General features: G+C 72.6%; 28 protein-coding genes. 2 read left to right on the forward strand and 26 right to left on the reverse strand.

Going from position 1 to position 26,773, the window contains the following annotated elements; translation table 11 throughout:
• Nucleotides 1-16 precede the first annotated feature (16 nt).
• The 3 genes from ACFO9I_RS16890 to pyrR all read right to left on the reverse strand — a co-directional run bounded on the left by ACFO9I_RS16890 (nucleotide 17) and on the right by pyrR (nucleotide 2,911).
• The gene (locus ACFO9I_RS16890) at nucleotides 17-1,303 is read right to left on the reverse strand and encodes a dihydroorotase (RefSeq protein ID WP_379182929.1); all 1,287 of its coding nucleotides are present in this window, start codon (nucleotides 1,301-1,303) and stop codon (nucleotides 17-19) included.
• Between the two features lie 76 nt (nucleotides 1,304-1,379).
• Nucleotides 1,380-2,321, reverse strand: a complete 942-nt coding sequence (locus ACFO9I_RS16895) for an aspartate carbamoyltransferase catalytic subunit (protein ID WP_379182931.1) — start codon at nucleotides 2,319-2,321, stop codon at nucleotides 1,380-1,382.
• Nucleotides 2,318-2,911, reverse strand: coding sequence for a bifunctional pyr operon transcriptional regulator/uracil phosphoribosyltransferase PyrR (gene pyrR / locus ACFO9I_RS16900; protein WP_379182933.1), 594 nt, complete (start codon nucleotides 2,909-2,911; stop codon nucleotides 2,318-2,320). The genes ACFO9I_RS16895 and pyrR overlap by 4 nt, the downstream gene beginning before the upstream one ends.
• Before the next feature lie 170 nt (nucleotides 2,912-3,081).
• Between pyrR and ACFO9I_RS16905 the strand changes: the two genes are divergently transcribed.
• Nucleotides 3,082-3,678: a methyltransferase domain-containing protein gene (locus ACFO9I_RS16905; protein WP_379182935.1), complete on the forward strand. Its 597-nt coding sequence runs from the start codon at nucleotides 3,082-3,084 to the stop codon at nucleotides 3,676-3,678.
• 27 nt (nucleotides 3,679-3,705) lie between these two features.
• On the opposite strand, the gene ACFO9I_RS16910 is transcribed toward ACFO9I_RS16905, so the two are convergent.
• Complete coding sequence (locus ACFO9I_RS16910; protein ID WP_379182937.1) at nucleotides 3,706-4,716, reverse strand: NADPH:quinone reductase; 1,011 nt, start codon at nucleotides 4,714-4,716, stop codon at nucleotides 3,706-3,708.
• Nucleotides 4,717-4,776: 60 nt separating this feature from the next.
• On the opposite strand from ACFO9I_RS16910, the gene ACFO9I_RS16915 reads away from it, so the two are divergent.
• Nucleotides 4,777-5,184 carry a PPOX class F420-dependent oxidoreductase gene (locus ACFO9I_RS16915; RefSeq protein WP_379182939.1) on the forward strand — a complete coding sequence of 136 codons (408 nt, stop codon included), beginning with the start codon at nucleotides 4,777-4,779 and terminating at the stop codon, nucleotides 5,182-5,184.
• 31 nt (nucleotides 5,185-5,215) lie between these two features.
• Here the strand turns inward: ACFO9I_RS16915 and ACFO9I_RS16920 are convergent, their stop codons facing one another.
• The 22 genes from ACFO9I_RS16920 to ACFO9I_RS17025 form a co-directional block, all read right to left on the reverse strand.
• On the reverse strand, nucleotides 5,216-6,640 hold the full coding sequence (locus tag ACFO9I_RS16920) for a hypothetical protein (protein ID WP_379182941.1): 1,425 nt from the start codon (nucleotides 6,638-6,640) through the stop codon (nucleotides 5,216-5,218).
• A gap of 72 nt (nucleotides 6,641-6,712) precedes the next feature.
• Nucleotides 6,713-7,450 (reverse strand): hypothetical protein, encoded by a 738-nt coding sequence (locus tag ACFO9I_RS16925; RefSeq protein ID WP_379182943.1) that lies wholly within the window; start codon nucleotides 7,448-7,450, stop codon nucleotides 6,713-6,715.
• A gap of 43 nt (nucleotides 7,451-7,493) precedes the next feature.
• Nucleotides 7,494-8,861 (reverse strand): dihydrolipoyl dehydrogenase family protein, encoded by a 1,368-nt coding sequence (locus tag ACFO9I_RS16930; RefSeq protein ID WP_379182945.1) that lies wholly within the window; start codon nucleotides 8,859-8,861, stop codon nucleotides 7,494-7,496.
• 42 nt (nucleotides 8,862-8,903) lie between these two features.
• Nucleotides 8,904-9,731 carry a DUF1206 domain-containing protein gene (locus ACFO9I_RS16935; RefSeq protein WP_379182947.1) on the reverse strand — a complete coding sequence of 276 codons (828 nt, stop codon included), beginning with the start codon at nucleotides 9,729-9,731 and terminating at the stop codon, nucleotides 8,904-8,906.
• Between the two features lie 33 nt (nucleotides 9,732-9,764).
• Nucleotides 9,765-11,147 (reverse strand): dihydrolipoyl dehydrogenase family protein, encoded by a 1,383-nt coding sequence (locus ACFO9I_RS16940; protein WP_379182949.1) that lies wholly within the window; start codon nucleotides 11,145-11,147, stop codon nucleotides 9,765-9,767.
• Nucleotides 11,148-11,182: 35 nt separating this feature from the next.
• Entirely contained in the window at nucleotides 11,183-11,590 is a 408-nt protein-coding gene (gene nusB, locus ACFO9I_RS16945) for a transcription antitermination factor NusB (protein ID WP_379182951.1), read from the reverse strand.
• A complete protein-coding gene (gene efp / locus ACFO9I_RS16950) occupies nucleotides 11,590-12,153 on the reverse strand; it encodes an elongation factor P (protein WP_379182953.1) in 564 nt (187 codons plus the stop codon). The genes nusB and efp overlap by 1 nt, the downstream gene beginning before the upstream one ends.
• Nucleotides 12,154-12,263: 110 nt before the next feature.
• Nucleotides 12,264-13,058, reverse strand: a complete 795-nt coding sequence (locus ACFO9I_RS16955; RefSeq protein WP_379182955.1) for an SIMPL domain-containing protein — start codon at nucleotides 13,056-13,058, stop codon at nucleotides 12,264-12,266.
• Between the two features lie 87 nt (nucleotides 13,059-13,145).
• On the reverse strand, nucleotides 13,146-13,583 hold the full coding sequence (locus tag ACFO9I_RS16960; protein ID WP_379182957.1) for a type II 3-dehydroquinate dehydratase: 438 nt from the start codon (nucleotides 13,581-13,583) through the stop codon (nucleotides 13,146-13,148).
• On the reverse strand, nucleotides 13,580-14,695 hold the full coding sequence (gene aroB / locus ACFO9I_RS16965) for a 3-dehydroquinate synthase (RefSeq protein ID WP_379182959.1): 1,116 nt from the start codon (nucleotides 14,693-14,695) through the stop codon (nucleotides 13,580-13,582). Before aroB ends, ACFO9I_RS16960 begins: the two co-directional genes overlap by 4 nt.
• Nucleotides 14,692-15,219: a shikimate kinase gene (locus ACFO9I_RS16970; protein ID WP_379182961.1), complete on the reverse strand. Its 528-nt coding sequence runs from the start codon at nucleotides 15,217-15,219 to the stop codon at nucleotides 14,692-14,694. The genes aroB and ACFO9I_RS16970 overlap by 4 nt, the downstream gene beginning before the upstream one ends.
• On the reverse strand, nucleotides 15,216-16,394 hold the full coding sequence (aroC, locus tag ACFO9I_RS16975; protein WP_379182963.1) for a chorismate synthase: 1,179 nt from the start codon (nucleotides 16,392-16,394) through the stop codon (nucleotides 15,216-15,218). The genes ACFO9I_RS16970 and aroC overlap by 4 nt, the downstream gene beginning before the upstream one ends.
• Nucleotides 16,395-16,428: 34 nt before the next feature.
• On the reverse strand, nucleotides 16,429-17,151 hold the full coding sequence (locus ACFO9I_RS16980; RefSeq protein WP_379182964.1) for a prepilin peptidase: 723 nt from the start codon (nucleotides 17,149-17,151) through the stop codon (nucleotides 16,429-16,431).
• Nucleotides 17,148-17,963 (reverse strand): shikimate dehydrogenase, encoded by an 816-nt coding sequence (locus tag ACFO9I_RS16985; protein ID WP_379182966.1) that lies wholly within the window; start codon nucleotides 17,961-17,963, stop codon nucleotides 17,148-17,150. Before ACFO9I_RS16985 ends, ACFO9I_RS16980 begins: the two co-directional genes overlap by 4 nt.
• Before the next feature lie 10 nt (nucleotides 17,964-17,973).
• On the reverse strand, nucleotides 17,974-19,140 hold the full coding sequence (gene mltG, locus ACFO9I_RS16990; protein WP_379182968.1) for an endolytic transglycosylase MltG: 1,167 nt from the start codon (nucleotides 19,138-19,140) through the stop codon (nucleotides 17,974-17,976).
• Nucleotides 19,137-19,598 (reverse strand): Holliday junction resolvase RuvX, encoded by a 462-nt coding sequence (gene ruvX, locus ACFO9I_RS16995; RefSeq protein WP_379182970.1) that lies wholly within the window; start codon nucleotides 19,596-19,598, stop codon nucleotides 19,137-19,139. Before ruvX ends, mltG begins: the two co-directional genes overlap by 4 nt.
• Nucleotides 19,595-22,279, reverse strand: coding sequence for an alanine--tRNA ligase (gene alaS, locus ACFO9I_RS17000; protein WP_379182972.1), 2,685 nt, complete (start codon nucleotides 22,277-22,279; stop codon nucleotides 19,595-19,597). Before alaS ends, ruvX begins: the two co-directional genes overlap by 4 nt.
• Entirely contained in the window at nucleotides 22,279-22,587 is a 309-nt protein-coding gene (locus ACFO9I_RS17005) for a DUF6167 family protein (RefSeq protein WP_379182974.1), read from the reverse strand. Before ACFO9I_RS17005 ends, alaS begins: the two co-directional genes overlap by 1 nt.
• Nucleotides 22,584-23,090 (reverse strand): hypothetical protein, encoded by a 507-nt coding sequence (locus ACFO9I_RS17010; protein WP_379182976.1) that lies wholly within the window; start codon nucleotides 23,088-23,090, stop codon nucleotides 22,584-22,586. Before ACFO9I_RS17010 ends, ACFO9I_RS17005 begins: the two co-directional genes overlap by 4 nt.
• A 14-nt stretch (nucleotides 23,091-23,104) precedes the next feature.
• Nucleotides 23,105-24,475: a replication-associated recombination protein A gene (locus ACFO9I_RS17015; RefSeq protein WP_379182978.1), complete on the reverse strand. Its 1,371-nt coding sequence runs from the start codon at nucleotides 24,473-24,475 to the stop codon at nucleotides 23,105-23,107.
• A gap of 9 nt (nucleotides 24,476-24,484) precedes the next feature.
• Nucleotides 24,485-25,726 carry an ABC transporter ATP-binding protein gene (locus tag ACFO9I_RS17020; RefSeq protein WP_379182980.1) on the reverse strand — a complete coding sequence of 414 codons (1,242 nt, stop codon included), beginning with the start codon at nucleotides 25,724-25,726 and terminating at the stop codon, nucleotides 24,485-24,487.
• Entirely contained in the window at nucleotides 25,726-26,769 is a 1,044-nt protein-coding gene (locus tag ACFO9I_RS17025) for an ABC transporter ATP-binding protein (protein ID WP_379182982.1), read from the reverse strand. Before ACFO9I_RS17025 ends, ACFO9I_RS17020 begins: the two co-directional genes overlap by 1 nt.
• Nucleotides 26,770-26,773 lie beyond the last annotated feature (4 nt).

The raw sequence follows: 26,773 nt of genomic DNA on the forward strand, positions 1-26,773 counted from the left end.
GCGACGGCTCGCGGGGTCAGGCCGGCTTGCCGTCGAGCACGGTGGCCCGGCCACGCAGGAACGTCGCCACGACCCGGCCCGGCAGCTCCATCCCGGCGTACGGCGTGTTCCGCGACAGCGACGCGGTCTCCGAGGCGTCGACGGTGCGGCGCACCGAGGGGTCGTAGAGCACCACGTTGGCGGGCTCCCCGACCTCGATCGGACGGCCGTGGTCGGCGACCCGGCCGATCCGCGCGGGCGCGTACGACATCCGCTCGGCGACGCCGGCCCAGTCGAGCAGCCCGGCGTCGACCATCGTCTGCTGGACGATCGAGAGCGCGGTCTCGAGGCCGAGCATCCCGAACGCGGCGGCCGCCCACTCGCAGTCCTTGTCCTCGTGCGGGTGCGGCGCGTGGTCGGTGGCGACGATGTCGATCGTGCCGTCAGCCAGGCCGGCCCGCAGCGCCTCGACGTCGGCCGCGGAGCGCAGCGGCGGGTTGACCTTGTAGATCGGGTCGTACGTCGCGGCCAGCTCGTCGGTCAGCAGCAGGTGGTGCGGGCAGGCCTCGGCCGTGACGTCCCAGCCCTTCGACTTGGCCCAGCGCACGATCTCGACGGAGCCCGCGGTCGAGACGTGACAGACGTGCAGGCGCGAGCCGACGTGGGCGGCGAGCAGGCAGTCGCGCGCGATGATCGCCTCCTCGGCGACGGCAGGCCAACCGGCCAGGCCGAGCCGTCCGGAGAGCTCGCCCTCGTTCATCTGCGCACCCTCGGTGAGCCGGGGCTCCTGCGCGTGCTGGGCGACGACGCCGTCGAACGCCTTGACGTACTCCAGCGCGCGGCGCATCAGCACCGCGTCGCTCACGCACTTGCCGTCGTCGGAGAACACCCGGACCCGCGCCGCGGAGTCGGCCATCGCGCCGAGCTCGGCGAGCTGCTCCCCCTGCAGGCCCACGGTCACGGCACCGACCGGGTAGACGTCGCAGTGGCCGGCCTCGCGCCCGAGACGCCAGACCTGCTCGACGACTCCGGCGGTGTCGGCGACCGGCTCGGTGTTGGCCATCGCGTGCACGGCGGTGAAGCCGCCCAGCGCCGCCGCCAGGGTGCCGGACTCGACGGTCTCGGCGTCCTCGCGGCCCGGCTCGCGCAGGTGCGTGTGCAGGTCGACGAGCCCGGGCAGCGCGACCAGCCCGCTCGCGTCGACGACCTCGGCGCCGTCGGCCGACAGTCCTGCGCCGATCTCCTTGACGACCCCGTCGGCGAGCAGCAGGTCCGTGGGCTCGCCTCCCAGGATCGAGGCGTTCTTGATCAGGTAGGTGCTCATGCGCGTACTCGCTTCGCTCCGTGCGCGCATGAGGCACATGGCGCGCTGTATGGACTGGTGAGCTCGCTTCGCTCGCTCACTCTTCTCCTCCGACTGCGGGTTCGCTGCCACCCAGCAGCAGGTACAGGACGGCCATCCGGACCGCGACGCCGTTGGTGACCTGCTCGACGATCACGGAGCGGTCGGAGTCGGCGACGTCGGCGGTGATCTCCATGCCGCGCACCATCGGCCCGGGGTGCATGACGATCGTGTGGTCCTGCAGGGTCGCCATCCGGCGACCGTCCAGGCCGTAGCGGCGGGAGTACTCCCGCGCGGTCGGGAAGAAGCCACCGTGCATCCGCTCCCGCTGGACGCGCAGCATCATCACCACGTCGGCCTTGGGGAGCACGGCGTCGAGGTCGTAGGACGTCTCGACCGGCCAGCTCTCGATGCCGACCGGCAGCAGCGTCGGCGGGGACACCAGGGTCACCTCGGCGCCCAGCGTGCGCAGCAGCAGCGCGTTGGAGCGGGCGACGCGGCTGTGCAGCACGTCGCCGACGATGGCGATCCGGCGCCCGTCCAGCGCGCCGAGGTGCCGCCACATCGTGAAGGCGTCCAGCAGCGCCTGCGTGGGGTGCTCGTGGGTGCCGTCGCCGGCGTTGACGACGCTCGAGCGGACCCAGCCGGAGTTGGCCAGCCGGTGCGGGGCGCCGCTGGCGGAGTGGCGCACGACGACCGCGTCGGCCCCCATTGCCTCGAGCGTCAGCGCGGTGTCCTTGAGGCTCTCACCCTTGGACAGCGAGGAGCCCTTGGCCGCGAAGTTGATGACGTCGGCCGAGAGCCGCTTGGCAGCCGCCTCGAAGGAGATGCGGGTCCGCGTGGAGTCCTCGAAGAACAGGTTGACCACGGTGCGGCCGCGCAGCGCGGGCAGCTTCTTGATCGGACGGTCCGCGAGCGAGCGCAGCTCCTCGGCGGTCTTGAGGACCAGCTCGGCGTCGTCGCGGCTCAGGTCGGCCGCGCTCAGCAGGTGGCGCTTCATGCGTCCTCCCCCTCACCCGTGCCGGTGCCCTGGATCGTCACCGCGTCCACGTCGTCCACGCCCTGCAGGCGGACCCGCACCCGCTCGACGAGCGAGGTGGGGAGGTTCTTGCCGACGAAGTCGGCGCGGATCGGGAGCTCGCGGTGGCCGCGGTCGACCAGCACCGCGAGCCGCACCGCCCGCGGGCGGCCGATGTCGTTGAGGGCGTCGAGCGCGGCGCGGATGGTGCGGCCGGAGAACAGCACGTCGTCGACCAGGACGACCGTGCGGCCGTCGATGCCGCCGGGCGGGATCTGCGTCGGCAGCAGGGCGCGGGCCGGCTTCATCCGCAGGTCGTCGCGGTACATCGTGACGTCGAGCGAGCCGACGGGCACGTCGTACCCCTCCACGGAGGCGATGCGCTCCGCGATCCGCTGGGCCAGCGGGACTCCCCGGCTGGGGATGCCGAGGAGGACGAGGTCCGAGGCGCCCTTGTTGCGCTCGAGGATCTCGTGGGAGATGCGGGTCAGAGCCCGTCCGATGTCGCGGGCGTCGAGGACGGTGCGACCATCGTCGGTCGTCGTCTCGGGAACAGCATTGGGCGCAGGCATCGAGTGCCGGACCTCCTTCTCCGCCTCACGGGACGGCTCGTTAAAGGATGTCGATCGGCACCGACCCTATCAGCGTCGGGCCTTCCGGCCGTAGACAGCCGACGAAGTCAGGAGGACGGTGGGAGGACACCGTCCGGCACCACCGACACTCCCGTGAGCGGGTCCAGCAGATGACCACCAGGTTCGCCCTCGCCTATCGATTCGGCATCACCCCGTGGGACAAGAGCGGCGCCGCCCTCACCGGCCAGTTCCAGCGCCTCATGGAGCGCGAGGAGGAGGGACTCAGCAAGCCGTTCGGCCGCGTCCTCGACCTCGGCTGCGGCACGGGTGAGTACACCCGTGAGCTGCAGGAGCGCGGCTGGGACGCCGTGGGCGTGGACAACGTGCGCCGCGCGGTGGACACCGCGATCAGCCACGGCAGCTCCGACACCCTCTACGTGATCGGCGACGTCACCTCGATCCAGGGCTGCGGCGTCGGCACGAGCTTCGCCCTCTTCCTCGACGTCGGGTGCTTCAACAGCCTGGGCGACGCCCAGCGCCTCCCCTGGGGCGAGGGCGTCACGAAGCTCGCGAGCCCGGGCGCGACGATGCTGGTGCTCTGCACCGAGCCCCGAGGCTGGCCCAGGAAGCACGGCGGGGACCGCGAGGCGCTCGAGCGGGCCCTGCCCGGGTGGCACCTCGTCTCCGAGGAGCCGGCCGACGTGGCCGGGCTGCCGGCCACCCTGCGCCACAGCTCGCCCACCTGGTTCCGGCTGACCCTCGGCTGACCCGCCCGGCGCGGGGCGGGCCAGGGCTCAGCCGACGTCCACCAGCACCTTGCCCACCGCGCCACCCTCGACGGCGTCGTGCGCCTGCGCGAGGTCCTCGAGCGCGTAGTGGTGCAGCGGCACGCCGACCTGCTCCCCCACGTCCAGCGCCCCGGCGGCCACCGCGGCGTTGATGTCCTCCGCGGCGGCGTCGACGAGGTCGCGGCCCAGCGAGTAGAGCAGCACGAACTGGTAGCGCAGGTTCTTGGAGAACGTCGCCCGCACCGGCAGGGTCACCTCGTCGCCCCCGTTGTTGGCGTAGATCGCGATGGTGCCGCGGACCCGCGTCACGGCCAGGTCGAGCGCGTTGTTCTGCGCGGGCGCCACCTCGACGACGATGTCGACGCCGTCCGGGGCGAGGGCCAGGATCTCCCTCTCGGCGTCCTGGTCGCGGTAGTTGACGGTGTGGTGCGCGCCTGCAGCCCTCGCCAGCGCGGCCTTCTCGTCGCTGCTGATGGTGGTGATGACGGTGGCGCCGGACCACCGGGCCAGCTGGATCGCCGCGTTCCCCACCGCACCGGCCCCGCCGGCCACGAGGACCGTACGACCCGCCAGGGCGCCGGGCCCGAGGCGGCTGGGGCCGCCCTCGGAGGCCGTCAGCGCACGGTGTGCCGTCACGGCGGGGACCCCCAGGCTGGCTCCGAGGTCGTACGACGCCCCCTCGGGCAGCCGCTTGACCCGCTCCGCGGGCTGGACGGTGTGCTCGGCGGCCGAGCCGTGGGGGCGCCCGTGCTGGGCCAGCACCAGCCACACCCGGTCGCCAGCCGCGAGCCCCTCGACGCCCTCCCCGACGGCGTCGACCACGCCGGCACCGTCCTGACCGGGCGTCACCTCGTCGTGGCCGGACATCATCCCTGCGCGGAACTTCCAGTCCGTCGGGTTCACGCCGGCACGCACGACCCGCACCCGGACCTCACCGGGGCCGGGCTCCGGGACCTCCCGGTCGACGACCTCCAGCACCGACGACGGGCCGGTCTCGCGGTACACCACTGCGCGCATGCGTTTCACTCCTTCGTGTCGAGTCCCTAGGTTGGGAGTAACCCACTTCCAGGAGGATCCATGCCCGAGCTGCCCTTCCCCGACCACGTGCGCGAGCTGCTGACCCGACCGAACCCGGCCGTGGTGAGCACGCTGCGGTCCGACGGGCAGCCGGTGTCGGTCGCCACGTGGTACCTCCTCGAGAAGGACGACCGCGTGCTGCTGAACATGGACCACACGCGGGTGCGTCTGAAGCACCTGCGCCGGGACCCGCGGCTGACCCTCACCGTGCTGGACGACTTCGACTGGTACACCCACGTCTCCCTCATCGGGCGCGTGGTCGAGATGACCGACGACGAGGGCCTCGTCGACATCGACCGGCTGAGCACGCACTATGCCGACCGGCCCTACCCCAACCGGGAGAGCCCACGCGTGAGCGCCTGGATGGAGATCGACAAGTGGCACGGCTGGGGCGCCACCAAGGAGTGAGCGCCCCGGCGGCCGTCGCCGGCCCGGTGGGTCAGAGAGCGGCAGCCATCCCGGCGCACGCCTTGAGCCACTGCATCCGGGTGTTGGCCGACAGCTGGGCGTAGGGCACCACCGAGCCGGCCACGAGCGCCGGGTCGTACGGCACCCGGTAGACCCCGCGGGTGCGCTGCTGGTAGACGTCGACGAGGTCGTTCGCGAGCTTGGTGTCGACCTGGGCGGACGGGTCGGACAGGACGGTCACCGTCTTGTACTTCAGGTTCTGGTACCCCGCGTCCTGGAGCGCGTCGAGCATCCACAGCCCGCTGTAGCCGGTGTCCTCGCGGACCGTGCTGGTCACGACCAGCAGATCCGCCGCGTCGGCGGCGGCCAGCCAGTTCTCCGCGCGCATGTTGTTACCGGTGTCCACGAGGATGATCCGGTAGAAGCGCTCGAGCAGCTTGTGCACCGCGTCGAAGTCCTGGGCCTTGATCATCCCGGTCACGTCGGGCCGCTCGTCGGAGGCCAGCACGTCGAAGTGCGCGTCGCCCTGGGAGCGGACGAACGCACCGAGGTCACCGATGCGTGACTGGTAGACGTCGCTGAAGCGCTCGAGGTCCTCGAGCAGCTCGCGGGTGGTGTTGCGGTGGGTGCTGCGCGTCCCGCGGATGCCGAGGGTGCCCCGGGTCTCGTTGTTGTCCCACGCCACCACGCCCCCACCGCGGACGGTGCCGAAGGTGTAGCCGGCCGCGAGCACACCGGTGGTCTTCGCGGCGCCGCCCTTGGGGTTGATGAACGCGATCGTGCGGGGGCCGTCGAAGTCCTTCTGGATCATCGCGCGGTCCTGCTCGTAGGCCACCTCGGCCGGCCCCATCCGGGGGCTGATCAGGCCACCGCTCCAGCGGCGGACGGTGCCGCGCCACCCCCACGTCGCGGGGCCGTTCTCCTTGGAGTCGGCCCGGCGGTCGAGGAAGTCGGTCGCGGTCATGAACCGGCGTGGGTCGGCGGCCTGCTCGTCCTCGTGCGCCCCTGCGTCGGTGGGTGCAGGCTCGACGACCGTGGCGGTCGCCGCCGGCTGCGGCTGCTGCGGCTGCGTGGCCTGCGGCTGGCGCTCGGGTGACCACGGCGCCGGGGCGGGCTGCGGGGCAGCACCCCACGCGTGGGCCGGAGGACCCTGCGGCGGGGCCGAGGGCGGTGCGGACGGCGGGGAGGACGGCGGGGCCGGACGGCGAGCCGGCGCGGCGCCGGGGTTGGTGTGGTGGTGGGAGTGCTCGGGCGCCTGTCCCGGCAACGGGTCGGTGAGCGGGTCGCCGTACACCGAGGGCGGCGCGGCCGGCGGCTGCGGCGAGCGCGGCTGCTGGTCGGCGGCGTACGCGCCGAGCTCCTCGGGGGTGTAGAGCCGGTCGCTGGTGTCCGCCAGGTCGTCGGCGCGCTGACCAGCGGGGGCGTGGTGCGACGGGTCCTGCGGTGACTGGCTCATGGGGTTCCTCCGTACGACGGGTGAGCGGTGGGACCGGGGTCCCGCGGTAGTCCTACCCAGCAGGGCGATGTTTCACTCGCAGGCGCGGTCCTCCGCGTGCCGGGCGATCGGGCCCGGGTGGGGTGGCAGCACCCCGCACACCGCGGTCCGGGATGGCAGCAGCTCTCCGATGGTCCGGTAGGTGCCGGAGATCGTGGCCACGGTGGTGCCGTCGTTGTACGGCGCGCCGCAGACCCTCATCCGCCAGCTGCCCGACCAGGCCAGGGCCCCTCGGTAGACGAGGTACCCGCGGTTCTCGTCCGACGTCTTGTTGCTCAGCCGGTAGGGCAGCGGCACGTGGTCCGCGATCCGACCGCCGTCGACCGGCCCGCCCGCCGACGCCAGGATCGACTGTCGGTCGGCGGCGGTGGGACGGGCGGGGCCGTCTGAGGTGACCCTGACCCTGAGGGGCAGGTAGTCGAGCCGGTAGCCCACGTCGTCGGGGCTCCGCATGGTGCTGGTCGGGGGCAGGGTGTGCTTCGAGGCGTAGACGACCGCTGGCTCCGCATCGCGCGCGGTGATCCTCGTCGAGGGGTGGAAGCCCCGGACGGCGCAGCTAGCGGCCGGGGCCGAGGCGGGTGACGGCTCGTGCGACGACTCGTCCGAAGGGGAGGTCGACGAGCTGGCCGCCCGCGCCGCGGCGGAGTCAACGCCGCCGGAGGAGCAGCCGGACACCAGGAACGGGCCCAGGAGCAGGCCCAGGAACAGGCCCGGCAACCGGCCGGGCAGCAGGCCCGGCACGGGGTGGGCGAGCGCGGGGCGGGACGGCATGGGCGCACCATGCCCCACACGCGTCACAGCGAAACCGCGCCCCTCAGGTGTCGAGGTCGACGAGCGCCGCCAGCACCACGCGGTGGAAGGTCGGGTAGGCGAAGTGCATCCGGCACAGCGTGGCGAGCGGGATCTCGGCGTGCACCGCCGCAGCCAGCAGGCCGAGCACCTCCCCGCCGGCGGGCCCCACCGCCGAGGCGCCCACGAGGACCTCCCGGTCCGCGTCGGCGACGAGCTTCACGTGGCCGTCGCCACCCGGTCCGTGGATCCACCCCCGGCTCGACTCCGCCACGTCGGCGCGGCCGACGCGGACCCGCAGCCCCGCGTCCCGCGCCTGCTGCTCGGTCAGGCCGACGGACCCCACCTCCGGATCGGTGAAGGTGACCCGGCTGACGGCCCGGTAGTCGGCCCAGGGGCCGTCCTCACCGAGGACGTCGCGGACGGCCACGCCGGCCTGGTAGAGCGAGACGTGGGTGTACTCCCCCCGGCCGGTGATGTCGCCAACGGCCCACAGCCGCTCCCCCGCGCGCATCCGCTCGTCGGTGTCGAGACGCTCGACCTCCGGGTCGAGCCCGACCGTCTCCAGGCCGACGTCCCCGAGGTTCGGGCGACGGCCGGTGGCGACGAGCAGCGCCGCGGCGCTCAGCTCGCCGGCGTCGGTGTGCAGCCGGAAGGTGCCGTCGTGGTCGACCCGGTCGACCCGGGTGTCGGCCCGCACGTCGACCCCGTCGGCGCGGAGCGCCTGGGCCAGGACCCGGCTGGTCTCGGGCTCCTCCGCGGCGAGGATCCGGTCCGCGGCCTCGACGAGGGCGACCCGCACTCCGTAGCGCGCGAACACCTGCGCGAGCTCGCAGCCGATCGGGCCGGCGCCGAGCACCACGAGGCTCTCCGGGAGCTCCGTGAGCCGGACGGCCTCGCGGTTCGTCCAGTACGGCGTGTGCTCCAGGCCGTCGATCGGGGGCACGGCGGGCTCGGTGCCGGTGTCCAGGACGACGCCGCGCGCTGCGGCGTACTCCGTCCGGCCCTCCGCCGTGTCCACCACGACCCGACCGGGGCCGGCGAGCCGGCCGTGGCCGCGGACCACGGTGACCCCGGCCTCCCGCAGCGGCCGGACGTGGGAGTGGTCGTCCCAGTCGTGGTTGGCCTCGCGGATCCGGGCCGCCACGGGTGCCCAGTCGGGACGTACGTCGGCCCGGCCGGCGAGACCGTCGACCCGCCGCGCCTCGGCGAGGGTCCCGGCGGCGCGGATGGCCAGCTTCGAGGGGGTGCAGCCCGCGAACGGGCACTCGCCCCCGACCAGGTCCCGCTCGACCGCCACGACGTCGAGACCGGCCTGCGCCAGCCGGGCCGCCGCGAGCTCACCGCCCGCGCCGAGCCCGACCACCACGACGTCCACGCCCCCGCTGCTCACGACCACCACCCTGACAGACGCGTGGGGAGCAGCGGGCGGCCGTCAGCGCGACAGGTGGCGCGCCCGGGCGAAGCAGAAGAGCCCGTAGCAGGCGAGCCCGACGGCGATGAGGCCGAGCAGGATCGGCCCGAACGGCTGCTGCAGCAGCTTGTGCAGGGCCTGGTCCAGGCCGCCGGACTTCTGCGGGTCGTGGGTGACCGCGGCGTAGACGAACAGCCCGCCCACCAGCGCGATCGAGACACCCTTGGCGACGTAGCCGACCTTGCCGAACATGATGTAGGCGCGGCCGGTCTCGCCGCTCTTGCCCTCGGCGGTGAGGTGCTCGCGGAACTTCTCGGTCCAGGCGCGCCGGACCTGGTTGGCGCCGTACGCGATGATCGCGAGCCCGACCAGGCCCACGATCCACTGCCCGGCCGGCCAGCCCATGACGGTCGCGGTGGTGTCGTCGGTGCTGCTCTTCTTGGAGCCGGACCCGGCACCGAGGGCGATCTTGAGGGCGCTGTAGGCGATGAAGCCGTACATCACGGCCTTGAAGACCGAGGTGGCCTGCTTGCGGACCCGGTCGGTGCCCTCCTCGTCCTGGTGGCCGACCGCCGCCTCGAGCAGCCGCCAGAGCACCAGCATGACCATGCCGAAGGCGACCAGCCAGATCAGCACCGCCCCGAACGAGTTCTGCGCCAGCTTGTGCAGCGCCCCCGTGCTGCTGGCCGATCCCGACGAGTCACCCAGGGCCAGCTGCAGCGCCAGCCAGGCGATCACGAGGTACACGACCCCGTAGACGAACATTCCGAAGCGGATGCCCCGTTCGACCCACGGGTCGTTGTCGGCCCGTCTCCCCACGGACTCCGCTGCCTGCTTCATGTCTCCCATGGGCTTTCTTTACCCATTCCATGAGATATCGAATCAGGAAAGGTCGCCGATCGCGGTCTCGATCGTGCGGTGGAAGGTCGGGTAGGCGTAGATCATCGAGCGCAGCGTGTCGGTCGTCACCTCGGCGTGCACCGCCACCGCGAGGAACCCCAGGATCTCGCCGCCCGCCGGCCCCATCGCGGTGGCCCCGACCAGCACGCCGCGGTCGGCGTCCTCGACGACCTTGACCAGCCCCCGGGCACCCGGGCCGTGCACGAAGCCGCGGGAGGACTGCTCGAGCGGTGCGCTGCCGGTGCGCACCCGCAGTCCGGCGTCCCGGGCCGCCTGCTCGGTCAGGCCGACCCCACCCACCTCCGGATCGGTGAAGGTGGTGTGCGGCACCGCGTGGTAGCGCGCCGGCGGCCCCTCGACGCCGGTGACGTCACGCAGCGCGATCGCCGACTGGTACATCGAGACGTGGGTGAACGCCCCCTTCCCGGTGACGTCCCCGATCGCCCAGAGCCGATCTCCGGCCCGCATCCGCTCGTCGACCTCGAGGCTGCGCGCAGCGGGGTCCAGGCCGACCGTCTCCAGCCCCAGGTCGTCGAGGTTGGGGGTCCGGCCGGCGGCGACGAGCAGCTTGTCCGCCACCACGGTGTCGTCACCGAGGGCGACGGTGAAGGCACCGTCCGCGTACGCCACCGACTCGATCCGCACGCCGGTCAGCACCCGGATGCCCTCGCCCACGAACACGTCCTGGAGGATCGCCGCGGCCTCGGGCTCGTCCGGTCCGAGGAGCCGTGGCCCACCTTCGAGCACGGTCACCCGCACCCCGAACCGCGAGAACACCTGCGCCATCTCGCACCCGATGGGACCGCCCCCGATGACGGCCAGGGACGAGGGCAGCTCGGTGACCCGGACGGCGTCCCGGTTCGTCCAGTACGGCGTGCCGGCGAGCCCGTCGATCGGCAGCTCGGCCGGGCGGGTGCCGGGGTTGAGCACCACCCCGCGGCGCGCCTCGTAGGTGACGTCGCCCCCTCCGGCCAGCTCCACCCGGACGCGCCCCGGCCCGTCGAGGCGAGCCACGCCGTGGTGCACCGTGGCACCTGCGTCCTCGAGCCGCTCCACCGCGATCGTGTCGTCCCAGCCGGAGGTGGCCTCCTCGTCGAGACGTCGCGCCACCGGCGCCCAGGACGGGGTCACCACGGCGTCGCCGGCCAGGGCGGAGACCCGTCCGGCCTCGGCGAGCGCGTCGGCCGCGCGGATCATCATCTTCGAGGGGATGCAGCCGTAGTAGGGGCACTCCCCTCCGACGAGGTGCCTGTCCACGACGACCACGTCAAGACCGGCCCGCGCGGCCCCGGTGGCGAGGGACTCGCCTCCGGGGCCGGCGCCGATCACGACGAGGTCGACAGTGCGCTCGAGGTCATTGCTCATGCCTCACAGCATGGCGGTCCGGGTCAACCGGTCGCTCAGGCCAGCGAGGAACGGTTCCGCACGATGTTGCCGAGGATCCCGTTGACGAACGCCGGCGACTCGTCGGTGGACAGGTCGCGGACCAGCGCCATCGCCTCGGAGACGGCGACCGCGTCGGGGACGTCGTCGGCGTACAGCAGCTCGAAGACGCCGAGCCGCAGCACGTTGCGGTCGACCGCCGGCATCCGCTCGAGGGTCCACCCCTCGGCGTAGTCGGACAGGATCTCGTCGATGCGGGACTGGTTCTCGACGACGCCGCGCACCAGCGTGACGGTGTAGGCGTTGGTGGGAGCGTCGCCCTCGGCGATGGCCCGGTCGAGGGCGTCGTTGGCCGACTCGCCCCGCACGTCGGAGGCGAAGAGGACGTCGAGGGCCCGCTTGCGGGCCTTGGAACGGGCAGCCATCAGCTGGTGACGCGCCCGAGGTAGGAGGAGTCGCGGGTGTCGACCTTGATCTTCTCGCCCGTGGTGATGAACAGCGGCACCTGCACGGTGGCGCCGGTCTCGACGGTGGCCGGCTTGGTGCCGCCGGTCGAGCGGTCGCCCTGCAGGCCGGGCTCGGTGTAGGTGACCTCGAGCTCGACCGAGGCCGGGAGCTCGATGTAGAGGACGCGCCCGTCGTTGGTGGCGACGATCGCCTCCTGGTTCTCGAGCAGGAAGTTCGCGGCGTCGCCGACGATCTCGGGAGCGACCTCGATCTGGTCGTAGCTCTGCACGTCCATGAAGACGTACGACGTGCCGTCGTTGTAGAGGTACTGCATGGACCGCTTGTCGACGTTGGCCACGTCGACCTTGACGTCGGCGTTGAAGGTCTTGTCGACGGTCTTGCCGGACTCGACGTTCTTCAGCTTGGTGCGGACCACCGCGCCCCCCTTGCCGGGCTTGTGGTGCTGGAACCAGATGACCTGCCAGAGCTGGCCGTCCAGGTTGAGAACCATGCCGTTCTTGAGGTCGTTCGTCGTTGCCATGCGCGCGTGTCAGCCTTACTGCGTCGTGGGATCCGGGTGCCGGGCTGCCTCTGAGCCCGGCAGCAGCGTCCGAGTCTATAGGCCCGGCGCTCCCGGCACCGAACCCCGCGTCAGCCGAGCTCCCAGACGACCTGCACCGTCACCTTCATCCTGTCCTTGCCCGCCCGGACCGGGAGGACCGCGGCCATGTCCGCCGTCGCCCTCAGCCCGTGCAGGACGTAGCCGCGGTCGATGCTGCGGCGCTGCGGCGCCCCGACCTCGCGCAGCGTGACCACGTCACCGAGGGTCTGGCCGGCCGCCGCGGCGTACTGCTCGGCCTTGGTGCGGGCCTGCTCGACCGCGGCGTCGCGGGCCTCCTCCATCGCGCGGTCGGGGTCACCGACGCGGAGCCGGATGTTGCTGACCCGGACGTCGTCGCCGCCGGCCGCGACGGCGGTGCTCACGGCCCGCCCGCCCTGGCGCAGCTGCTTGACCAGGACGGTCGCGCGCTGGGAGACCCGGTAGCCGCGGATCGTCGGCGGGGAGTACTGGTGGTAGTCGTAGACGGGGTACATCGAGAGCTCGGTGGTCTGCACGTCGCCGCGGGCGATGCCCAGGTCGGCGAGTCGGGCGAGCACGCGGTCCATGACGCGGCTGGAGTCGTCCAGCGCGGTGTCGAGGTCGGGGCGGAGCAGCCCCACGGCGAGGTCGAAGGACAGCTGGTCCGGCACCACGCTGGCCTCGCCGGTGCCCGCCATCGTCATCACGCGCTGCCTGCCCTGCGGGTCCGCGGCCGGAGCCGCGGCCACCGCGGGGCCTCCGCCGCCACCGGCGCCCCCGACCAGGTAGGCGCTCAGCAGGCCCAGCAGCACCACCGCCGTGAGCAGGAGCCCACGCACGCTCATCGTCACCGTCTTCTCGCCCATGTCCGCGCACCTTCCGCCAGCCGCCGCGTGTCGGGTGCTTGGACGGGGTCCGTGACCTCGAGGTTCCGCCGACCCGGCGTCCGGTGATCAGGAACGGGCAGGGCCGGCCAGGTGCTCGAGGGCAATCCGGTAGCCGTCGATGCCGTGACCGGCGACCACCGAGGCGGCGTGCGGCGAGACGACCGAGGTGTGCCGGAACTCCTCGGGGCGCTGGAACGGGTCGGAGATGTGCACCTCGACGAGGGGTGCGACCAGCTGCGCGCAGGCGTCGTAGACGGCGTAGGAGTAGTGGGTCCACGCGGCGGCGTTCAGCACGACCGGGGTCGCCTCGTCGGCGGCGGCGTTGAGCCAGTCGACCATCACGCCCTCGTGGTTGGTCTGCCGGACCTCCACCTCCAGCCCGAGGTCGCGTCCCCAGGCGACGCAGCGGTCGGCCAGCTCGGCATGGGTGGTGGTGCCGTAGATCTCGGGCTGGCGGCGCCCGAGCCGGCCGAGGTTGGGACCGTTGAGGACCAGGACCTTCATGCATCCACCTCCTGCCCGCGACCACGCGCGAGCACGTCGTAGGCCCCGCGCAGGGCCGTCTCCGAGGGGCCGGCGAGGACCGTCGGTCGTGCGAGGTCGCTCAGCACGACGAACCGCAGCTGGGAACCCCGGGACTTCTTGTCGACCTTCATCGCGGCGTGCAGCTCCTCGAAGCTGGCACCGGAGTACGTCGTGGGCAGACCGACGTGCGCGAAGGCGGTGTGGTGCCGGTCGGCGACCTCCCCGGACAGGGTGCCCGCGCGTCGCGCCAGCTCGGCGACGTACACGCATCCCATCGCGACGGCCTCGCCGTGCCGGACGGAGTAGCCCTCCGCGCGCTCGATGGCGTGGCCCATGGTGTGTCCGTAGTTCAGCGCCTCCCGACCGGGGTGCCCGCCCACGCCACCGGTCTCCTTCAGGTCGGCGACGACCACGTCGATCTTGACGCGGATGGCGCGCTCGACCAGCTCGCGGAGCACCGGCGAGCGTGGCGTGAGCTGCGAAGGTGCGGTGCCCTCCACCACGGCGAGGATCTCGGGGTCGGCGATGAAGCCGCACTTGACGACCTCGCCCAGCCCGGCGACGAGGTCCGCGCGGGGCAGCGACTCGAGCGTGGCGAGGTCGCACAGCACGCCGGCAGGCTCGTGGAAGGACCCGACGAGGTTCTTACCGGCGGCGGTGTTGATGCCCGTCTTGCCGCCCACCGCCGCGTCGACCATCGCCAGCAGCGTGGTCGGGACGTGGACGACCCGCACGCCGCGCAGCCAGGTCGCCGCGACGAAGCCGCCGAGGTCGGTCGTGGCGCCGCCACCGAAGGTCACGATCGCGTCGGAGCGGGTGAACCCGGCCGTTCCCAGGGCGTCCCAGCAGGACGCCGCGACGGCCGCGGTCTTGGCCCGCTCCCCGTCCGGCACCGGCAGCGGCGTCACCTCGTGGGTGGCCGCCAGCTCGTCCAGCAGCGGTCGGACCAGGTGGCGCAGGGACTCGGGGTGCACGACGCCGACGCGCTGGACGGACTCCCCCAGCATGGCGGGGAGGCGGTGTGCCAGCCCGTTGCCGACGACCACGTCGTACGGCGCCGCGCCGGTCACCGGCAGCACGGTGTCGTTCATGCCGGTGCCTTCGCGTCGAGGGCCTCGCGGATCTCGGCGGCCACGTCCTCGGCGGTGCGACCGTCGGTGTCCACGACGAGGGAGGCGACGGACTCGTAGACCGGGGTCCGCTCGTCGAGGAGCGTCTTGATCCGGCCGCGGACGTTGCCGAGCAGCAGCGGGCGCGAGCTGCCCAGCCCGACCCGCTTGACGGCGTCGCTGAGCCCCACCTTCAGGAAGACAACGGTGTGCCCCGCGAGCTGCTCGCGGGTCTCGGGGTCCAGCACGGCTCCGCCGCCCAGCGCCAGCACCCCGTCGTGCGAGGCGAGCGCCTCGGAGACGGCCCCTCGCTCGAGGCGCCGGAACTCAGGCTCACCGGACTCCACGAAGATGTCGGCGACGGTGCGGCCCTCGGCGGCCTCCACGTCGGCGTCGGTGTCGCGGGCCTCGACCCCCCAGGCGTCGGCGAGCAGACCGGCCACCGTGGTCTTGCCGGCCCCCATGGGACCGACGAGCACGACGCGGGGTCGCGCCCCGGCCGTCACGTGAACCTCAGGGTGTCCAGGTAGCTCTCGGCGTTGCGCCGCGTCTCCTGCACCGAGTCGCCACCGAACTTCTCCAGCACCGCGTCGGCGAGGACCAGCGCGACCATCGCCTCGGCGACGATGCCGGCGGCCGGCACCGCGCAGACGTCCGAGCGCTGGTGGTGGGCCACCGCCTCCTCGCCGGTGGCGACGTCGACGGTCCGCAGCGCCCGGGGCACCGTGGCGATCGGCTTCATCGCGGCCCGGACGCGCAGGACCTCGCCTGTCGTCATACCGCCCTCGGTGCCGCCGGAGCGGCCGCTCGTGCGCCGGATGCCGTCGGCGGTCGGGACGATCTCGTCGTGCGCGCGGGAGCCGGGGGTGGCGGCCAGCTCGAAGCCGTCACCGACCTCGACGCCCTTGATCGCCTGGATGCCCATCAGGGCGCCGGCCAGCCGCGAGTCGAGGCGCCGGTCCCAGTGCACGTGCGAGCCGAGCCCGGGCGGCAGGCCGTGGACGACGACCTCGACCACGCCGCCGAGCGTGTCACCGTCCTGGTGCGCCTGGTCGATCGCGGCGACCATCCGGCCGCTGGCCTCGGGGTCCAGGCAACGGACCGGGTCCTCGTCCAGCCGGGCCACGTCGTCCGGCTGCGGCCACAGGCCACCCGGCGCCCGCTCGCCGCCCAGCTCGACGACGTGGGACACGATCTGCGCGCCGACCGACTGCTCGAGGAAGTTCGAGGCCACCCGGCCGAGCGCGACCCGCGCGGCGGTCTCGCGGGCCGAGGCCCGCTCGAGGATCGGCCGGGCCTCGTCGAAGTCGTACTTCTGCATGCCGGCCAGGTCCGCGTGGCCGGGCCGCGGCCGGGTCAGAGGAGCGTTGCGGGCCAGCGCCTCGAGCTCGACCGGGTCCACCGGGTCGGCCGACATGACCTTCTCCCACTTGGGCCACTCGGTGTTGCCGACCTCGATCGCCACCGGGCCGCCGAGGCTCCGGCCGTGCCGGACCCCGCCCACGATGGTGACCTCGTCCTGCTCGAACTTCATCCGGGCGCCACGGCCGTGCCCGAGACGTCGTCGGGCCAGGGAGTCCTGGATGTCGGAGGTCGTGACCTCCACGTGGGCCGGGAGCCCTTCGAGGATCGCGACCAGGGACGGTCCGTGGGACTCGCCCGCGGTGAGCCAACGCAGCATGCGGCCAGTCTTTCACGACCGATCCGCTCCGGATTCAGGCTCCCCAGTCGCCGAGATGGCCCCCGAGCAGCGGCGCCAGGACCACGCCGATCACGGCCCCGGCGAGCATGGCGGGACCGAACGGGTAGGCGGTGCGCATCATGCTGCGGTCGCGGCGCACGAGGGCGACCAGCAGGCCCGGGAGACCGAAGACGAGGAACGACGCGTAGGTGCCGAGCAGCACCTCGGCCCACCCGAGGTAGGCCAGCGCGAAGCCGAGCAGCGCGGAGAGGCGTACGTCGCCGAACCCCATGCCCGCCGAGCGGATCCACCACAGGACCCAGAACACCGATCGCACCACCACCAGCCCGACCAGTCCGCGCACGAGCGCGTCCCCGTCGCCGGAGAGCGCGGCGCTCACCCCGCCCAGTGCGACCACCAGCAGGGTCGCCGGGCGGACGACCACGCTGGGCAGCAGCTTGGTGCGCAGGTCGACGTAGCCGAGCAGGACCCCGACCGGGACGAGCGGCAGCCAGAACAGCAACGGCCAGGACCAGCCGAGCACTCCCCCGACCACGCCCCCGGACACCGCGGCCACGCCGGCCGTGACCCGCGCCAGCCCGCGCCGCGCGGCGATCTCGGCGTACGGCCGCTTGGGCTCGTCGGTGGGCTCGGGCTCGGGCAGCCGCGCGATCAACGAGGGCACGAGGACGCCGGCCAGCCCGCAGGCGACGGCGGCGAACGCGGCGGCCCCACCTGCCGCGACCAGGGTGCTCATCCGGTGGTCCGGGGCGCGCCGAGCGCCTCGAGCCCGGCCGAACGCATCGCCTCGAGCGGGGCCGGCCGACCGGTGAACATCGCGAACTGCAAGGCCGCCTGGTGCACGAGCAGGTCCAGGCCGCCCACCAGCACGCCGGGGCGCGTGGCCGCCGCCAACGGAGTCGGCCACGGGTCGTAGAGGACCTCGAAGAGCACCGGCGCGTCGGCGCACCGTCGGACGACCGACGCGTCCTGGGCCGCGGCGGGCACGGTGGAGACGACCACCTCGCCGGTCACGGGGTCGTCCGCGAGCGACCCGACCTCTACCTGCGGGGCGGAGGGGTGTCGCCGGACCGCCTCAGCCGCCTCCGCGGCGCGCTGGGGCGAGCGGACCAGCAAGGTGACCACACGGGCTCCCAGCTCGCACAGCGCCAGCCCCGTCGAGGCCGCCGTGGCTCCCCCGCCCAGCACGGTGCCGGCCGTCACCGGGCCGTCGTACCGCTCGCGCACGGCGGAGACCGCCCCCGGCAGGTCCGTGTTGTCGGCCAGCACCGCCACCCCGCCCTCGAGGACCAGCGTGTTGGCGGCTCCGGCCATCCGGGCCCGGTCCGTCGTCTCGCGGGCCAGGGTGAGCGCCACCCGCTTGAGCGGCATCGTCAGCGACAGCCCGCGCCAGGTCGCGTCGAGCCCGGCCACGAAGTCCGGGAGGCCGTCCTCGCCCACCCGCACCGGGTCGTAGGACCAGTCCAGGCCGAGCGCGGCGTACCCCGCCCGGTGCAGCACCGGGGAGAGCGAATGGGCGATCGGGTCCCCCAGGACGGCACACCTCATCGACGGCTGCTCAGCAGGCGCCCGCGGACTCGGTCGCGCAGTACTCGCGGAGCTCGTCCTTGTAGGTCAGGAACTCGTCGTAGGTCTCGGCGAACTTGGTCTCGCCGGTCTTGAGGTTGACCGTGACGTAGTAGTACCAGTCGCCGTCGGCGGGGTGGGTGGCCGCACGCAGCGCGTCGTCGCCAGGGGCCTCGATGGGGGTCGGCGGCAGGCCCGGGTTCTGGTAGGTGTTGTACGGCGAGTCGAGCCGGGTGTCCTCGGTCGACGGGACCGCCCGCAGGTCGTTCCCGGCGGCGTAGTTGACCGTCGCGTCGATCTGGAGCAACCCGTCGGTCTCGTCGCCCTCGAGCCGGTTGTAGATCACCCGCGCGATCTTGGGCATGTCGTCGCCGCGCCCCTCGGCCTGGACCAGGCTCGCGATCGTCATCAGCTGCGCCGGGGTGTATCCCAGCTGCTCGGCCGCACCCTCGAGGTCGGCGTCGTCGGCGGCCTGCTGCCAGCGGTCGACCATCGCCTGCAGGATCGTCTTCGGGGTCGCGTTGGGTCCGAAGTCGTAGGTCGCCGGGAAGAGGTAGCCCTCGGCGTTCCCGTCGGCGTAGTCCGGCAGCCCGAGCTGGCCCGGCGCGTCGAGCACCTTCTGGAACTGGGCCGCCTTGAAGTCGGTGTTCTTGGCCAACGTGTCCACGATCTCGTCGACGGTCAGTCCCTCGGGGATCGTGACCGCGTCCTTGACGAGGTTGGCGGGGTCCACGAGGACGTCGAGGGCGTCGGAGGCCTTCATCTGCTTCTTCAGCGCGTAGAAGCCGACCTGGATGCCGGTCGAGTCCGGGTTCGCCGAGGCGGCATCGGTGAAGGCCTCGACCGAGGCGACCACGCCGGCGGTCTTCAGGTTGCGGCCGATCGCGGCGACACTGTCGCCCTCGTGCACCTCGAAGCTGACGTTGCCGCGGCCGGGACCCGCGTAGTCCTCCGGGTCGGCGAACTGGTCCTTGAGCGCGGTGAGCGCCTTGTTGCCCAGGAAGGCGGCGCCGCCGACCACGACGAGGAGGGCGACGAGCACGGCCAGGCAGCCCTTGAGGCCGTGCCCGCGCTTGCGGCGTCGGCCTCCCTGCATGGGCACGACCTCGTCGTGGTGCTCCTCGGGTTCGTGCTCGGGCGCTGCCTCGTTGGTCGTCACTCGTGCGTCTCCTCGACGGTCTCGCCGGGCGCGGCCCCCGTCGCGCGTTCGGTGTCCAGTGCGTGCTGCAGGATCAGGACGGCGGCCGCCTGGTCGACGACCTCCCGCCGCTTGGCTCCCTTGCGGCCACGGTCGCGCAGCATAGCCTCCGCCGACACCGTGGTCAGCCGCTCGTCGACGAGGCGCACCGGAACGGGTGCGACCCGCGCGGCGAGGCGCGCCGCGAACTCGCGGGTCTTGACCGCGGCCGGACCCTCACCCCCCGACAGCGAGCGTGGGAGGCCGACCACGACCTCGACGGCCTCCTCCTCGGCCACGAGCTGGGCGATCCGTCGCAGGTCGCCCTTCCCGCGGCGCACCGTCTCCACGGGCGTGGCGAGGAAGCCGGTCGGGTCGCTGCGGGCGACGCCGATGCGGGCGTCGCCGGGGTCGATGCCGAGACGGACGCCGAACCTCAACCGTTCGCCTGACCGGTCGCCCGCGCCACCTCGGCGTGGACCTGGTCGAGCGCCTCGTCGATGCGGGAGGCGTCGGTGCCGCCACCCTGGGCCACGTCGTCCTTGCCGCCACCCCGGCCGCCCACGAACGGGCCGACCGCACGGACCAGCTCGTTGGCGCTGACACCGCGGCTGCGGGCCTCGTCGTTGACCGCGGCGACGACCGAGACCTTGCCGTCTGTGCCGGCGCCGATGATGACCACCGCGCCGGGCTGGCCCTGCGGCAGCCGGCCCCGTACGTCGAGGGCGAGCGTGCGCACGTCGCCGCCCCCCGCACCGTCGGCGCGGTGGGCGACCACCTTGACGCCCCCGACGTCGGTCGCGGACGCGGCGAGCTCGCCGCCGGCCGCCAGCAGCTGGCCGAGGCGGACCTTCTCGATCTCCTTCTCGGCGGTCCGCAGCTTCTCGACGATGTCGTGCACGCGCTCGGGCAGCTGCTCGGGTCGCACCTTGAGCGCCTCGGACAGCTGCGCGACCAGCACGTGCTCGCGGGCCAGGAAGCGGTAGGCGTCGCCGCCCACCAGCGCCTCGACGCGGCGTACGCCGGAGCCGATCGAGGACTCGCCCAGCAGCTTGACGACACCGAGCTGTCCGGACCGGTGCGCGTGGGTGCCGCCGCACAGCTCGCGCGCCCAGTCACCCACGGAGATCACCCGGACCTCGTTGCCGTACTTCTCGCCGAAGAGCGCCATCGCACCGCTCTTGACGGCCTCCTCCTGGGTCATCACCTCGGCGTGCACCGCGAGGTCGGCGAGCACCAGGTCGTTGACCCGCTCCTCGACGTCGCGCATGACCGAGGTGGGCACCGCGCCGGTGGCGGAGAAGTCGAAGCGGAAACGTCCCGGCGAGTTCTCCGAGCCGGCCTGGGTGGCCGTCTCGCCGAGCGCCTCACGGAACGCCTTGTGGACCATGTGGGTCGCGGTGTGGGAGCGCGAGATCGAGCGCCGGCGCTCGACGTCGACCTTCGCCTGGGCAGCGAGCCCGGGCGTGACCTCGCCGGAGAGGACGAGCGCCTGGTGCACGATCAGGCCGGTCACCGGCGACTGGACGTCGCGGACCTGGAGCAGCGCGCCGTTGTCGAGCTCGATGACGCCCTGGTCGGCGAGCTGGCCGCCGCCCTCGGCGTAGAACGGGGTCCGGTCCAGGACCAGCTCGATCTCGTCACCCTCGCGCGCTGAGGGCACGACCCCGCCGGCGGCGACGATGCCGCGGACGGAGCCCTCGCTCACGATGTCGGAGTAGCCGGTGAACTCGACCGCGCGACCGAGGGAGTCGGCGACCTCGCGGTAGGCGCGGGCGTCGCGGTGCTGGCCCTTCTTGGCCTTCGCGTCGGCCTTGGCCCGCTCCCGCTGCTCGGTCATCAGGCGGCGGAAGCCCTCCTCGTCGACGCTGAGCCCCTGCTCGGCAGCCATCTCGAGGGTCAGGTCGATCGGGAAGCCGTAGGTGTCGTGCAGGGCGAACGCCTTGTCACCCGAGACCTGGGTGCCGCCCGACCGCTTCAGCTCGCCGGTGGCGAGGTCGAAGATCGCGGTGCCCGCGCGCAGCGTCTGGCGGAACGCGTCCTCCTCGGCGAAGGCGACGCTGGAGATCCGCTCCCAGTCGCGGTGCAGCTCGGTGTAGGTCTCCCCCATCTTGTCGCGGCTGACCGGCATCAGCTCGGGCAGCGCCCGGTCCTCGAAGCCGAGCAGGCGCATCGAGCGCACGGCGCGGCGCAGCAGCCGGCGCAGGACGTACCCGCGCCCGTCGTTGCCGGGCGTGACGCCGTCGCCGATGAGCATCATCGAGGAGCGGATGTGGTCGGCGACCACGCGGAAGCGCACGTCGTCCTCGGGACTGGCACCGTAGCGACGGCCGGTGAGCTCCTGGGCCTTCTCGATCACCGGGAACATGACGTCGATCTCGTACATGTTCTCCTTGCCCTGGAGGAGGAACGCGACCCGCTCGAGGCCCATGCCGGTGTCGATGTTCTTCTTCGGCAGGGAGCCCGCGATGTCGAAGTCCTCCTTGGACCGCACCGCGCTGAGCTCGTCCTGCATGAAGACGAGGTTCCAGAACTCGAGGTAGCGGTCCTCCGCCCCGAAGTCCCCGTCGGCGCCGTAGGCCGGGCCGCGGTCGATCAGGATCTCCGAGCAGGGTCCACCGGGGCCGGGGACACCCATGGACCAGTAGTTCTCGCGTCTGCCCAGCCGGATGATCCGGTCGTCGGGCAGACCCGTGATCTTGCGCCAGAGGTCGACCGCCTCGGGGTCGTCGTCGTAGACGCTCGGGTAGAGCTTGTCCTCGGGGAGGCCGAAGCCGCCGTCGGCGACCGGGCGGGTGACCAGCTCCCAGGCGAGCTCGATGGCGCCGTCCTTGAAGTAGTCACCGAAGGAGAAGTTGCCGCACATCTCGAAGAACGTGCCGTGCCGGGTGGTCTTCCCGACGTCCTCGATGTCGGGCGTGCGCACGCACTTCTGCACGCTGGTCGCGCGGCGGTACGGCGGCGTCTCCTGGCCCAGGAAGTAGGGCTTGAACGGGACCATGCCGGCATTGACGAACAGCAGGTTCGGGTCGTCGAGCAGCAGCGAGGCTGACGGCACCGCCTGGTGTCCGTTGCGCTCGAAGTGAGCGACGAACCTCCGGCGAATCTCCGCGGTGTCCATCAGTTGCTGCCTTCCTCGTCGTTGTCGCTGTCGGTGGTGGTGGTGAGTGTGGGGGTCTGCGCCCGGTGGCGGCCGCCCTCGAGCTGGGGCCTCCCATGAGGCACCAGGCCGAAGCGCTCCCGCAACTCGGTTTCCTTCTCGTGCTGGCCCGCCGCGACCTCCTCGCGGAACATCCGGGCCCCGACCTCGAGCCCGCTGAGCCGGTCCCGCAGGCCGTCGGCGGTGAACACCTCGGCGGCGCGCCGGCCGCGCACCACGGCGTACACGCCCGCGCCGGCGCCGGCGAGGAACCAGAAGCCGCGCCTCATGCCGTGCCCTCGGCCCGCTGCCGGGCTGCCCAGTCACGCCGGGCCTCGCGGGTGTCGGCGCGCCGCTGCTTGCGCGCCCGCTTGACCTCGCGGCGCACCTCGAAGCGGATCCGGTTGCGCGTCTCGGGGGCCAGGGCGCGACGTACGCCGTGGGTGAGCGACGCCGCCTTGACGACCGTCTCCCGCAGCACCAGGTCGGCGAAGAGCGCCCGGTCGATCTCGGGCGGCGTCAGGTCGCGACCGGCGTCGGGCTCCGGGTCGCCGAGGTGGGTGATGACGTACTCGCGGGCCTCGTGGCCCTCGAGCTCACGGCGTGGAGCCTGCGCGTCGGCGGCGAGACGGTGCTCGATCTCCTCGACCCGCGCGCGCAGGGAGGAGGCCTCAGCGCGAGCGGCGGCCAGCTCCCGGTCGGTGCGCGAGCGCACCCGGAGCAACGTGAGGGTGAGAGCGAGCGCGAGCAGGGCCAGCACGCCCGTGACGACGGGCTCGATCCACTGCAGCATCACAGTGCCCGACCCTATCGCGGGCCGTCGGAGCCCCGGACCAGCCGTCGGATGCGCTCCCAGCGCTCCTTGATCGCAGCCTCCGCCCCCAGCGCGGTGGGCTGGTAGTACTCCGCGTCGGCGACCACGTCGGGGGCGTACTGCTGCTCGGCGACGCCGTACGGCTCGTCGTGGCTGTACTTGTACGTCGCGCCGTGGCCGATCTTCTTGGCGCCGGAGTAGTGCGCGTCGCGCAGGTGGGCCGGCACCGGCCCGATCTTGCCGGCCTTGACGTCCGCGATCGCCGCGCCGATCGCCGTCGTGACGGCGTTCGACTTCGGGGCCACCGCCAGGGCGATGGTGGCGTGCGCGAGGGTCAGCTTCGCCTCGGGCATCCCGATCAGCTGGACGGTCTGGGCCGCCGCCACCGCGGTGGTGAGCGCGGTGGGGTCCGCGAGGCCGATGTCCTCGCTGGCGAGGATCAGCAGGCGACGGGCGATGAACCGCGGGTCCTCCCCCGCCTCCATCATCCTGGCCAGGTAGTGCAGGGCCGCGTCCGCGTCGGAACCGCGCACGGACTTGATGAAGGCGCTGGTGACGTCGTAGTGCTGGTCGCCCTGCCGGTCGTAGCGCACCGCCGCCTGGTCGACGGCCGTCTCCGCGGTCGCCAGGTCGACCACGTCGAGCCCCTGGGAGGTCGCGGCGCCCGCGGCGGCCTCGAGGTAGGTCAGGGACCTGCGTGCGTCTCCACCGGCCAGCCGGACGAGGTGGTCGAGCGCGTCGTCGTCGACGCTCATCTTCCCGGCGAGGCCACGCTCGTCGGAGATGGCCTGGGCCAGCACGGCACGCACGTCGTCGTCGGTCAGCGACTCGAGGCGCAGCAGCAGGCTGCGCGACAGCAGCGGCGAGATGACCGAGAAGAACGGGTTCTCGGTGGTCGCCGCCACGAGCGTCACCCAGCGGTTCTCGACACCGGGGAGCAGGGCGTCCTGCTGGGCCTTGCTGAACCGGTGCACCTCGTCGACGAAGAGCACCGTCTCGCGGCCGCCCCCGACCAGCTCGGCGCGGGCGGCGTCGATCGCGGCCCGGACCTCCTTGACGCCGGCGGAGACCGCGGACACCTCCACGAAGCGGCGGTCGGTCTGCTGGCTGACGATCGAGGCGATCGTGGTCTTGCCAGTCCCGGGCGGCCCCCACAGGAGCAGCGACATCGACTGGTCACCCTCGATCAGGCGGCGCAGCGGCGCACCGGGTGCGCGCAGCTGCTCCTGGCCCACGAGCTCGTCGAGGGTGCGCGGCCGCATCCGCACCGCCAGTGGCGCGGAGGAATGGGTGTTGACCGCCAGCGAGCCCCCGCCCCGCGTCGCGGGGGCGGGGGCTCCGCCGATGTCGAACAGTCCGTCCACGGACCGGGGTCAGCCCTTCGCCATCGTCCTGCGCTCGAGGTCGAACCAGGTGTCCGAGAACCCGGAGCCCGTGGGCAGCTCTTCGGCCGGGCTCGCGCCCGGGTCCGGGGCGCCGGTGTCGTCGACACCGAGCAGGCTCGCGGTGATCGGCTTCTCCGGTGCGTGCCCGAGCTCGCCCGGGAAGTGGCAGGCGACCTTGTGGCTCTTGCCGATCTGCAGGAGCGGCGGCTCCACCCGGGCACAGATCTCCTGCGCCATGGGGCAGCGGGTGCGGAACCGGCAGCCGGACGGCGGGTTGATCGGGCTCGGCACGTCGCCCTGCAGGCGGATCCGCTCGCGACGGCCGCCGATGGCGGCCTGCTTCACGTCGGGCACCGCGGACAGCAGTGCCTGGGTGTACGGGTGGTGCGGACGGGAGTAGAGCGTCTCGCGATCCGCGATCTCCACGATCTTGCCGAGGTACATCACCGCGACCTCGGGGCAGAAGTGGCGCACCACCGCGAGGTCGTGGGCGATGAAGAGGAACGCGATGTTGAACTCGTGCTGCAGGTCCTTGAGCAGGTTGATGACCTGCGCCTGGATCGACACGTCGAGCGCGGAGACCGGCTCGTCGGCCACGAGGACCTTCGGCTGGAGCGTCAGCGCCCGGGCGATGCCGATGCGCTGGCGCTGGCCGCCGGAGAACTCGTGGGGGTAGCGGTTGTAGTGCTCGGGGTTGAGGCCCACGATCTCGAGCAGCTCCTGCACGCGCGGCAGGATCTTGTTCTTCGGCAGGATGTTGTGGATCGCCAGCGGTGCCCCGATGATCGCGCCGACGCTGTGCCGGGGGTTCAGCGAGGTGTAGGGGTCCTGGAAGATCATCTGGATCTCGCGGCGCAGCGGCTTGAGGCTGCGCGAGGAGATCTTCGAGATGTCCCGGCCGTCGAAGTTGATCGTGCCGCCGGTGGGCTCGTAGAGCCGGGTGACGAGGCGCCCGGTGGTGGACTTGCCACAGCCGGACTCGCCCACCAGGCCGAGGGACCCGCCCGCGGGCAGCTGGAACGAGACGCCGTCGACCGCCTGGACGTGACCCACGGTGCGCCGGATGATCCCCGACGACTTCACCGGGAAGTACATCTTGAGGTTCTCGACGTCGAGGACCGCCTTGGTGTTCTGCGAGGTCGTCTCGACCGGCTGCGCCAGCGTCGTGGCACCCGCAGCGGTGGTCGTGTCGCCCTCACGCACCTCGTCGGACTTGGGGGTGTGGTCCATCACTTCTCCTCGACCAGCTCGGGAGCGATCTCAGGGAGGACCTCCGTCGCGTAGATCTCATCGGGGTTGGCCAGGTGGCAACGCTTGGTGTGCAGGCCGCCGCGCACGCCGGGGAGCAGCTCGGGGAGCTCGGTCCGGCACAGGTCGCCGGGGACCTTGTCCTTGTGCGTGCACCGCGGGTGGAAGGCGCAGCCGGGCGGCGGGTTCAGCAGGCTGGGCGGGTTGCCCGGGATCGGGATGAGCTGCGCGTTCACGTCGCCGGACACATCCGGGACGCTCGAGAGCAGACCCCAGGTGTAGGGCATCTCGGGGTGGGTCAGGATCTCCTTGCAGGCGCCGTACTCGACCGCGCGGCCGGCGTACATCACGAGCACGTCGTCGGCCATCTCCGCCACGACGCCGAGGTCGTGGGTGATGATGATGACGGCGGAGTCGAACTCACGCTGGAGGTCCTGCAGCAGGTCGAGGATCTGCGCCTGGACGGTCACGTCGAGCGCGGTCGTGGGCTCGTCGGCGATGAGCAGGCTGGGGTTGTTGATCAGCCCCATCGCGATCATCGCGCGCTGCCGCATGCCGCCGGAGAACTGGTGCGGGTAGTCGTCCACCCGACGGTCCGGCTGCGGGATCCCGACGCGGTCGAGCATCTCGATGGCGCGCTTGCGGGCGGCCTTCTTGCTGACGTTGTGGTGGACGCGGTAGGCCTCACCGATCTGGTTGCCGACCGTGTAGTACGGGTGCATCGCGGAGAGCGGGTCCTGGAAGATCATGGAGACCTCCTTGCCCCGCTTCTTGCGCATGTCCTCGTCGCTGATCTGCAGCAGGTCGACGCCGTCGAGGATGATCTCGCCCGACACCCTGGCGCTGGTCTTGCGGTGCAGGCCGAGGATCGCCGAGCTCGACACGGACTTGCCCGAGCCGGACTCACCCACGATGCCGAGGGTCTTGCCCTTCTCGAGGTCGAAGGAGAGACCGTCGGTCGCCATCACGACGCCGTCGACGGTCGGGAAGTGGACCTTCAGGTCACGGACCGAAAGAAAAGACACGGTT

It is taken from the genome of Nocardioides sp. GCM10023255 (genome assembly GCF_042653125.1).
Lineage (GTDB): Bacteria > Actinomycetota > Actinomycetes > Propionibacteriales > Nocardioidaceae > Nocardioides.

Bases quoted from the DNA above. Each gene is read 5' to 3' on its own strand.
- ACFO9I_RS16890 (WP_379182929.1), bottom strand. From the start codon at position 1,303: ATGAGCACCTACCTGATCAAGAACGCCTCGATCCTGGGAGGCGAGCCC.
- ACFO9I_RS16895 (WP_379182931.1), bottom strand. From the start codon at position 2,321: ATGAAGCGCCACCTGCTGAGCGCGGCCGACCTGAGCCGCGACGACGCC.
- pyrR (WP_379182933.1), bottom strand. From the start codon at position 2,911: ATGCCTGCGCCCAATGCTGTTCCCGAGACGACGACCGACGATGGTCGC.
- ACFO9I_RS16905 (WP_379182935.1), top strand. From the start codon at position 3,082: ATGACCACCAGGTTCGCCCTCGCCTATCGATTCGGCATCACCCCGTGG.
- ACFO9I_RS16910 (WP_379182937.1), bottom strand. From the start codon at position 4,716: ATGCGCGCAGTGGTGTACCGCGAGACCGGCCCGTCGTCGGTGCTGGAG.
- ACFO9I_RS16915 (WP_379182939.1), top strand. From the start codon at position 4,777: ATGCCCGAGCTGCCCTTCCCCGACCACGTGCGCGAGCTGCTGACCCGA.
- ACFO9I_RS16920 (WP_379182941.1), bottom strand. From the start codon at position 6,640: ATGAGCCAGTCACCGCAGGACCCGTCGCACCACGCCCCCGCTGGTCAG.
- ACFO9I_RS16925 (WP_379182943.1), bottom strand. From the start codon at position 7,450: ATGCCGTCCCGCCCCGCGCTCGCCCACCCCGTGCCGGGCCTGCTGCCC.
- ACFO9I_RS16935 (WP_379182947.1), bottom strand. From the start codon at position 9,731: ATGGGAGACATGAAGCAGGCAGCGGAGTCCGTGGGGAGACGGGCCGAC.
- ACFO9I_RS16940 (WP_379182949.1), bottom strand. From the start codon at position 11,147: ATGAGCAATGACCTCGAGCGCACTGTCGACCTCGTCGTGATCGGCGCC.
- nusB (WP_379182951.1), bottom strand. From the start codon at position 11,590: ATGGCTGCCCGTTCCAAGGCCCGCAAGCGGGCCCTCGACGTCCTCTTC.
- efp (WP_379182953.1), bottom strand. From the start codon at position 12,153: ATGGCAACGACGAACGACCTCAAGAACGGCATGGTTCTCAACCTGGAC.
- ACFO9I_RS16955 (WP_379182955.1), bottom strand. From the start codon at position 13,058: ATGGGCGAGAAGACGGTGACGATGAGCGTGCGTGGGCTCCTGCTCACG.
- ACFO9I_RS16960 (WP_379182957.1), bottom strand. From the start codon at position 13,583: ATGAAGGTCCTGGTCCTCAACGGTCCCAACCTCGGCCGGCTCGGGCGC.
- aroB (WP_379182959.1), bottom strand. From the start codon at position 14,695: ATGAACGACACCGTGCTGCCGGTGACCGGCGCGGCGCCGTACGACGTG.
- aroC (WP_379182963.1), bottom strand. From the start codon at position 16,394: ATGCTGCGTTGGCTCACCGCGGGCGAGTCCCACGGACCGTCCCTGGTC.
- ACFO9I_RS16980 (WP_379182964.1), bottom strand. From the start codon at position 17,151: ATGAGCACCCTGGTCGCGGCAGGTGGGGCCGCCGCGTTCGCCGCCGTC.
- ACFO9I_RS16985 (WP_379182966.1), bottom strand. From the start codon at position 17,963: ATGAGGTGTGCCGTCCTGGGGGACCCGATCGCCCATTCGCTCTCCCCG.
- alaS (WP_379182972.1), bottom strand. From the start codon at position 22,279: ATGGACACCGCGGAGATTCGCCGGAGGTTCGTCGCTCACTTCGAGCGC.
- ACFO9I_RS17005 (WP_379182974.1), bottom strand. From the start codon at position 22,587: ATGAGGCGCGGCTTCTGGTTCCTCGCCGGCGCCGGCGCGGGCGTGTAC.
- ACFO9I_RS17010 (WP_379182976.1), bottom strand. From the start codon at position 23,090: ATGCTGCAGTGGATCGAGCCCGTCGTCACGGGCGTGCTGGCCCTGCTC.
- ACFO9I_RS17020 (WP_379182980.1), bottom strand. From the start codon at position 25,726: ATGGACCACACCCCCAAGTCCGACGAGGTGCGTGAGGGCGACACGACC.